This is a genomic window from Microcoleus sp. K5-D4, assembly GCF_036704575.1.
Classification (GTDB): Bacteria; Cyanobacteriota; Cyanobacteriia; order Cyanobacteriales; family Microcoleaceae; genus Microcoleus.
On sequence record NZ_JAUBSD010000161.1, the window covers coordinates 1 to 6,423 of the forward strand.

Genomic DNA, 6,423 nt, shown 5'->3' on the forward strand with positions numbered 1-6,423 from the left:
CTCAGATTTCACTCACTTTTTCACTTCTCTGTTTTATTGCGATCGTATCCCTCTTTAAAAACTGTCCGAAGTATTGAAAATAAGGTAGTCCTGACTATGCAGGACTACCTTATTTTAACAGGAAAAAATGGCTGTACTTGCTTTAAAGTACCGATTTTTGTTACTATTGTTAAAACTCAACTAAATTCCTATGAAATCAACTACTAGGGCGCTGAAAGAATGGAATGTAGCAGTTAATGCTTTGGAACAAGGTCAAACGATTGTGCTGTTGCGGAAGGGGGGAATTCGCGAGCAAGCAGGACAGTTTAATGTCACTGACAAACAGGTTTTGCTGTATCCAACTTTTGAACACCAACAGCCGCGTTTATTAAAGCCGGAGTTTGCACATCAAGTCAAAAATGTCGAATCTGGTTGGCATCCTGAAGTTATTAGAATTGGTAGTTGGGCGGAGATTACTGATGTTTTTTTGGTAGCTTGGGAACCGGCAATTACTGCGCTATTTCCGTACCATATTTGGAATAAAAATTTTGTCAGCGATCGCCTGAAATGGAAACAAACTCAGCCAATTTATATTTTATTGCTGCGGGCTTATCGCCTTGCAGAAATCCGCGAAATTCCCTACATTCCTGAATACGGCGCTTGCCGTTCTTGGATCGATTTGGCAGAGGCTATTTCGCTGGAGGGGAGCCAAGCTGTTTTGAGCGATCGAGAGTACATTGAACGCTCAAATGAAATCCGCAATCTGATAGCCAATCCTGCGAATGCTTCGGGTTCGCAGAGAGTGACAACCTTGACGGAAGGTAGCCAGGATTTTAGTCCTCATTAATAGTTTTTAAGGTACTTTTAGAGAGGCGCGCTTCTACCCAACCCAGCCCAAAATCCGCAGCTAAGGCCATTAAAGCAGCCGGAATTGCCCCAGCCAAAAGTAACTGATTGTTGACGGTAGCAACGCCGCGAAAAATAAACACACCCAAGCCACCCGCGCCAATTGCAGCGGCGATTGTAGCGAGTCCGATCGCAATTACAGCAGCAACTCGCACCCCCGCCAGAATCACGCCCAGTGCCAGGGGAATTTCCACTTGCCATAACAGTTGCATATCAGTCATCCCCATGCCTCTTCCGGCTTCCGTAATCGCTGGATCGACGCCAACAATACCAGTATAAGTATTGCGGATAATTGGCAGTAAAGAATACAGAGTGAGCGCGATAATTGCCGTGCGATCGCCTATTCCACCCAATACCGGCACCGGGATTAGCAAGCCAAACAAAGCTAAACTAGGAATTGTTTACATAATATTAGCAAAACCCAAAATTGGCTTTTTCAATTTGGGTTTTCTGGTGACTAAAATTCCTAGGGGCATCCCCACAATAATAGCGATAAAAATTGCCACAGTTACTAAATATAAGTGTTCACTGGCGCGCTTAATTATCTCAGCGCCATACCGATTGATAAATTGCATCATGTGGAAATTAGTAATTAGGAATTCAGAATTGTAAATTTTACTATAATAGAATATTTCGTAGGAGTCGGTTCACCAATATCTTTAATTTCCCGCCATCAGCTTCAAAAACCGACCGATACCTATAAACGAATGATGCGATCGCACATCATATCATTACCCAGTTCCGGGTAATTGCAAACATTCAAGAAATGCGCGAGCTTCTGGATGCTGAGATTTCATAAAATCAGCGGGCGATGCCAATTCAATCAACCGTCCATCTTGCATCAAACCTATTCTAGAAGCTAACAAAAAAGCTTCTTGAATGCCGTGAGTCACAAAAATCACAGTTTTGCCGAGTTGCTGCTGCAATTGACCGAATTCTCGCTGCAATTCCAGACGAGTAATGGGGTCTAAAGCACCAAACGGTTCATCCATTAACAATATCGGAGGGTCAGCCGCCAGTGCTCTAGCGACGCCTACCCGCTGCCGCTGTCCGCCGGATAACTGATGGGGATAGCGTTTGGCGAAGTGCTGGGGGTCGAGGTTGACTAATTCTAACAGTTGCCGGACGCGAGATTTAATACGATCGCCCTCCCAACCTTCTAATTTTGGCACTAAACCGACGTTTTGCTCGACTGTAAAATGGGGAAACAAACCAATTTCTTGAATCACATAACCAATTTTTCGGCGCAGTTGAATTGGGTTCCACTGAGTTGTCGGTTTTCCCATGACAAGAACTTCGCCACTGCTTGGCGTTAGTAAATTGTTAATCAATTTCAGGGTGGTAGTTTTACCACTCCCGCTTCGTCCCAGCAATACTAAAACTTCTCCTTGCAGCACTTTGAAATTGAGTTTGTCTACTAAATGCCTGCGGTTGAGGCGATATGTCACGTCGAGGCATTCGACAGCAACTTCATTATTGAGAGGCATGAGTAGTCTGGGTGATTTGGGTTTTCAGCAACTTAAAAGTGGCGAGGATCGGAAAAAATTTCCTCATCTCAAATCTCAACTCTAAAATTAACTTGATTTTGCCATTCTAGCAGTAATGCTCGACATTGGAGGCAAGTTAATTTTTTGAGCAAGTCGCGAATTCCGTCTGGGGTGACAGGATATTCAGCACCGATGCGTTCGGGGTTTACTGTTGCTGTATGGTGCAATTCTGCAACAAAACCGTAGAGTTTTTGATTGGAGAAGGAACTGTTTATTGCCCAGCCGACGGTGTTAATCGGTTCGAGGCGGGCGATCACACTTTCTGTCACGCCTAGCTCTTTTTTGAGTATAGCTGGAACTTCCGCGGCTGGCGTGGCTTCGGCTTCTACGCGACCGCCGGGAAAATCCAGGGTTGCTTCTCCTACACCGGGGCGATACATCGGTGGGGGAAACAGCAATTTGTCAGCTTGAATGGTCAAGATTACAACTGAATCTGCTCTTTCTACTCGCCAATATTCTACTGTTTTTCCTTCGGTTGTTTCGAGATGTTCCGCGATTACTTCTACCCAACGAGAGTTGATTTCTAAAAAGCGGTCTAGAGTTTTCCACGGAGATTTTGCACTTTCGTTCATGTCGGAATTTTTGAAATAAATCAGATGTTGTTTGCTATGGTAGGCGATCGTTGCCGAGCGCAACAATCGCCGATCGACCTTTTCAGCTTTGAACCAGTTTTTTCCTCTCGATTGTAAATTTTTGCTACAACCTTACACATTAGCCTAGATAATTCGGTAACATAGACTACAGAATCAAAGTTTATCTGCGCCTTCGCTCTGCGTTGTTTCAACCGCGCCCTGGTGCAGACTCTTAGCTCAAAAGGAGTAGTTATGCAACTGCAAACAGATATTCGTACTTGGCAATCCCAAGCAACGCCCGGAAGCTTCGCCGGTGTCCGCGACTGGGAAAAATTTGGCTGCGCCGTACCTGCACCCAAGTTGGCTCCTTCTATGTGGGTTAAATTGTTCAATCCGCCAACCGCATTCAGCTTTGACGAAGCGTGGCTGTTGTGTGAATGTTCGGAAGAACAGTGGCTAGCTTGGATTCCTGATTATGGCGAAATTTTACTGAGTACACATGAATTTTGCGCTACTAAATCGTGAATTACGCAGACAAACTTTGATAAACCAGGTGTTAAAATCCATATCCCTCGGGTTCCACGGGATTTTTTGGAAAAAATCTGGTTTCTGCGTAATTATGTCGTTTGCAGTGAGGAATGCAAGTCCTTAAAGTTTGATAAGGACTTGCATTCCTCACTACAAACCTCTTATATGATGTCGTTTCAGCCGATATCATATAAGTCCTAATAGATATTAATTGAAATTTCGCCAACAAAAAGAGCAATAGAAAACCTATTGCTCTTTTTGTTCAAAAACACTCTCTAGTTTTTATCTTTAAGATAGCGGAAGTTATATCAACTGGCTTCGATTGACCCCAGTATCGCTGCGGTGACGGGTTTACTGTATCGATGCTTGCATGGGAGATATTGGTGAACCCGCCGTTACAGCAATTACGGTCAATTTAGCCCCTGTGATATTGCTGGCTTATTTGCAAACTGCACGGTTATTTGCGTTTCTGACAATCGTGCCTACTTTACCATTAATCTGAATCGGGTTCTTAGTGCTGGCTCGAATCAAGAGTGGTTGTTTGGCGAGACATTCTCTGATTGATGCTGCCCATGCGGTGAGAGCTCCGGTGTATTCTGTACGACCCGCTGGGGCGCGAAACTGATCGGTAATTAGAAAATCCGAGGTGATGCTAGTGTCAGTACCAACATTGGTAATAATTGGAAAGTCAAATGCTCTGGGCAACGTTCTGTCCTGGATTCGGCCCGGTACTAACTGGTAATTCTTCGAGCCACCCTTGTAGTCAATACCTGCTTGAGGGCTGGTGGGAGGGCTTGTTTGAGCCAATGCGGGAACAGGCAAGCTTGCTACCAAAACGGTGCAGCAACTCCAAAATAATTTCGATTTCATCTGATTCATCTCCTCAACTTTATGACGATTAGCAGTAATTTAGGTATGCTCAAAAGACACTAGCTTTTATTGAGAAAGCGCCTCATGATATTGAGCTTTTTAGTTTTAGTTCAACTTACCTAATTTATTACCAAACATCTTCAAAAATGTTAAAACTGGTTTGCCTGACAAACTGTAGAAAAGTTTCAGTTGAGTTAGATATTTACACATCTGAAGTTGTTACAGCATTGGGGAGTCGGTTTTACCAGAATGATTCATTTTCGATCGATGTCACTGGAACTTTATCAAATTTTGTCTCAGATATCAAGTTTTGCCGATCGCGTATCACGTTTTAACACTGGTTTGCTGCTCGATCGAGGTTTGAGTGTTGCGGGCTATACCAGGGCGAGAAAGATGCTAGAGTGCATCGATGGGCGTTTGAGTATTTTCAGGCGACAATAGACAGAGAAGGGGCTTGAAAATAGGTGATTTTAGTGGAAGATAGTAAATTTATCGACGTATCGGACATCATGGGTGTTCCCGTGGCTCCGGCGGGTTACAAATCCGGCTTTGTGGGTATTGTCGGACGCCCGAATGTCGGAAAATCAACGCTGATGAATCAGTTGGTGGGGCAGAAAATTGCGATTACTTCGCCGGTGTCTCAGACGACACGTAACAGGCTGCGGGGCATCCTAACGACACCGGAAGCACAAATTATTTTTGTAGATACTCCCGGAATTCACAAGCCGCATCACCAATTGGGCAAGGTTTTGGTGCAGAATGCCCGCACAGCGATTCAGTCGGTGGATGTGGTGCTGTTTGTGGTGGATGGTTCGGTGGAATCGGGAGGGGGCGATCGATATATTGTCGAAATTCTCAGCAATTGCAAAGTTCCGGTGATTTTGGGGATGAATAAGTTGGACGAACAACCGGAGGATTCCGTGTTGATCGATCGAACTTACGAGCAAATTGTCAATCCTGAGTGGCCCGTTGTCAAATTTTCGGCTCTCACGGGCGAGGGTGTCGAGCCCCTGCAACAATTGTTAATCGAACATTTGGAGGTTGGGCCTTATTATTATCCGCCAGATTTGGTGACTGACCAGCCGGAACGCTTTATTATGGGCGAATTGATTCGGGAACAGATTTTGCTGCTGACGCGGGAAGAAGTGCCGCATTCTGTAGCAATTGCGATCGACATCGTTCAAGAAGAAGCAAAAATTACCCGCATTCTGGCGACAATTCACGTCGAACGGGATTCTCAAAAAGGTATTTTAATCGGTAAAAGCGGCAGTATGCTCAAGTCGATCGGCAGTGCGGCCCGGGAACAGATTCAAAAGTTAATTGAAGGCAAAGTGTATTTGGAGTTATTTGTCAAGGTGCAGCCGAAGTGGCGGCAGTCTCGCACTCGTTTGGCGGAATTGGGCTATCGGGTGGAAGAATAAAGCGAACTGATGGAGCAAATAAGGGCGATCGTTGAGAGATTTTACAACTGAACTTCCCCTCGTAGGCAGAAGTTCAGTTTAAATAATTGTCCTAAAAAGTCCGCCCCCAACTGTCAACTGTCAATTGTCAACTGTTTAAGGACGTTCTGCAAATTTTTGAACAGCTTTTGGTGCAAAAGCAGCAACTAAAAAAGAAGTTGTAATGTATTTGCCATCAGCATTCTTGCTAGTTATTGTGATTGTGCCAAACACAATTGCTGCAATTAGTGCAATAAAACTCATCGCTCGCATTGCCGAGTAGTGTCCATTATCTTCCTGCAAAAATTCAGCCAGCTCTTGTCCGGGTTCAGAAGAATTTGCTGGAGCTTCAAGGATAGCAGAATGTGTCATTTGATTAACCTCATAAATGATTAAAGCTTAACTAACAGGACTTACGCAATAACTGAGAAACTACACTATCTGTAGTTGTAAGGTGCGCGTTTCGCACCCTACAATTAGAGTCGGCACGTAAGTCCTATACCAGTGCTGGGGGGGTGACAAAGAGGTCTACGAGATAGACTGTATAAGGGTTGCGGCCCGCATACCTTGTTGATAAAAGCT

General features: G+C 44.5%; 10 protein-coding genes. 4 read left to right on the forward strand and 6 right to left on the reverse strand.

What is annotated here, in order from left to right; translation table 11 throughout:
• Positions 1–190: 190 nt before the first annotated feature.
• On the forward strand, positions 191–826 hold the full coding sequence (locus QUA77_RS28435; protein WP_333040902.1) for a DUF1802 family protein: 636 nt from the start codon (positions 191–193) through the stop codon (positions 824–826).
• Here the strand turns inward: QUA77_RS28435 and QUA77_RS28440 are convergent.
• From QUA77_RS28440 to QUA77_RS28455, 4 genes are all read right to left on the reverse strand, one after another.
• Positions 813–1,283, reverse strand: a complete 471-nt coding sequence (locus QUA77_RS28440; protein ID WP_333453948.1) for an ABC transporter permease — start codon at positions 1,281–1,283, stop codon at positions 813–815. The two genes, QUA77_RS28435 and QUA77_RS28440, sit on opposite strands and share 14 nt — an antisense overlap.
• A 3-nt stretch (positions 1,284–1,286) precedes the next feature.
• Positions 1,287–1,463, reverse strand: a complete 177-nt coding sequence (locus QUA77_RS28445) for a hypothetical protein (protein WP_333453941.1) — start codon at positions 1,461–1,463, stop codon at positions 1,287–1,289.
• Between the two features lie 153 nt (positions 1,464–1,616).
• A complete protein-coding gene (locus QUA77_RS28450) occupies positions 1,617–2,372 on the reverse strand; it encodes an ATP-binding cassette domain-containing protein (protein WP_333453943.1) in 756 nt (251 codons plus the stop codon).
• Between the two features lie 68 nt (positions 2,373–2,440).
• Entirely contained in the window at positions 2,441–3,004 is a 564-nt protein-coding gene (locus QUA77_RS28455) for an NUDIX hydrolase (protein ID WP_333453945.1), read from the reverse strand.
• A 252-nt stretch (positions 3,005–3,256) separates the two neighbouring features.
• Between QUA77_RS28455 and QUA77_RS28460 the strand changes: the two genes are divergently transcribed.
• Entirely contained in the window at positions 3,257–3,529 is a 273-nt protein-coding gene (locus tag QUA77_RS28460; RefSeq protein WP_333127524.1) for a hypothetical protein, read from the forward strand.
• Between the two features lie 441 nt (positions 3,530–3,970).
• Here the strand turns inward: QUA77_RS28460 and QUA77_RS28465 are convergent, their stop codons facing one another.
• Complete coding sequence (locus tag QUA77_RS28465; protein ID WP_333082062.1) at positions 3,971–4,402, reverse strand: hypothetical protein; 432 nt, start codon at positions 4,400–4,402, stop codon at positions 3,971–3,973.
• Positions 4,403–4,669: 267 nt separating this feature from the next.
• Here QUA77_RS28465 and QUA77_RS28470 point away from each other — a divergent pair, with 267 nt between their 5' ends.
• Together QUA77_RS28470 and era are read left to right on the forward strand one after the other, a co-directional pair.
• Positions 4,670–4,843, forward strand: a complete 174-nt coding sequence (locus QUA77_RS28470) for a hypothetical protein (protein WP_333453947.1) — start codon at positions 4,670–4,672, stop codon at positions 4,841–4,843.
• Positions 4,844–4,911: 68 nt separating this feature from the next.
• Positions 4,912–5,823, forward strand: a complete 912-nt coding sequence (era, locus tag QUA77_RS28475) for a GTPase Era (RefSeq protein WP_333040924.1) — start codon at positions 4,912–4,914, stop codon at positions 5,821–5,823.
• Between the two features lie 135 nt (positions 5,824–5,958).
• Here the strand turns inward: era and QUA77_RS28480 are convergent, their stop codons facing one another.
• Complete coding sequence (locus QUA77_RS28480; protein ID WP_333082060.1) at positions 5,959–6,213, reverse strand: hypothetical protein; 255 nt, start codon at positions 6,211–6,213, stop codon at positions 5,959–5,961.
• Positions 6,214–6,423 lie beyond the last annotated feature (210 nt).

Bases quoted from the DNA above. Each gene is read 5' to 3' on its own strand.
- QUA77_RS28435 (WP_333040902.1), top strand. From the start codon at position 191: ATGAAATCAACTACTAGGGCGCTGAAAGAATGGAATGTAGCAGTTAAT.
- QUA77_RS28445 (WP_333453941.1), bottom strand. From the start codon at position 1,463: ATGATGCAATTTATCAATCGGTATGGCGCTGAGATAATTAAGCGCGCC.
- QUA77_RS28450 (WP_333453943.1), bottom strand. From the start codon at position 2,372: ATGCCTCTCAATAATGAAGTTGCTGTCGAATGCCTCGACGTGACATAT.
- QUA77_RS28455 (WP_333453945.1), bottom strand. From the start codon at position 3,004: ATGAACGAAAGTGCAAAATCTCCGTGGAAAACTCTAGACCGCTTTTTA.
- QUA77_RS28460 (WP_333127524.1), top strand. From the start codon at position 3,257: ATGCAACTGCAAACAGATATTCGTACTTGGCAATCCCAAGCAACGCCC.
- QUA77_RS28465 (WP_333082062.1), bottom strand. From the start codon at position 4,402: ATGAAATCGAAATTATTTTGGAGTTGCTGCACCGTTTTGGTAGCAAGC.
- QUA77_RS28470 (WP_333453947.1), top strand. From the start codon at position 4,670: ATGTCACTGGAACTTTATCAAATTTTGTCTCAGATATCAAGTTTTGCC.
- era (WP_333040924.1), top strand. From the start codon at position 4,912: ATGGGTGTTCCCGTGGCTCCGGCGGGTTACAAATCCGGCTTTGTGGGT.
- QUA77_RS28480 (WP_333082060.1), bottom strand. From the start codon at position 6,213: ATGACACATTCTGCTATCCTTGAAGCTCCAGCAAATTCTTCTGAACCC.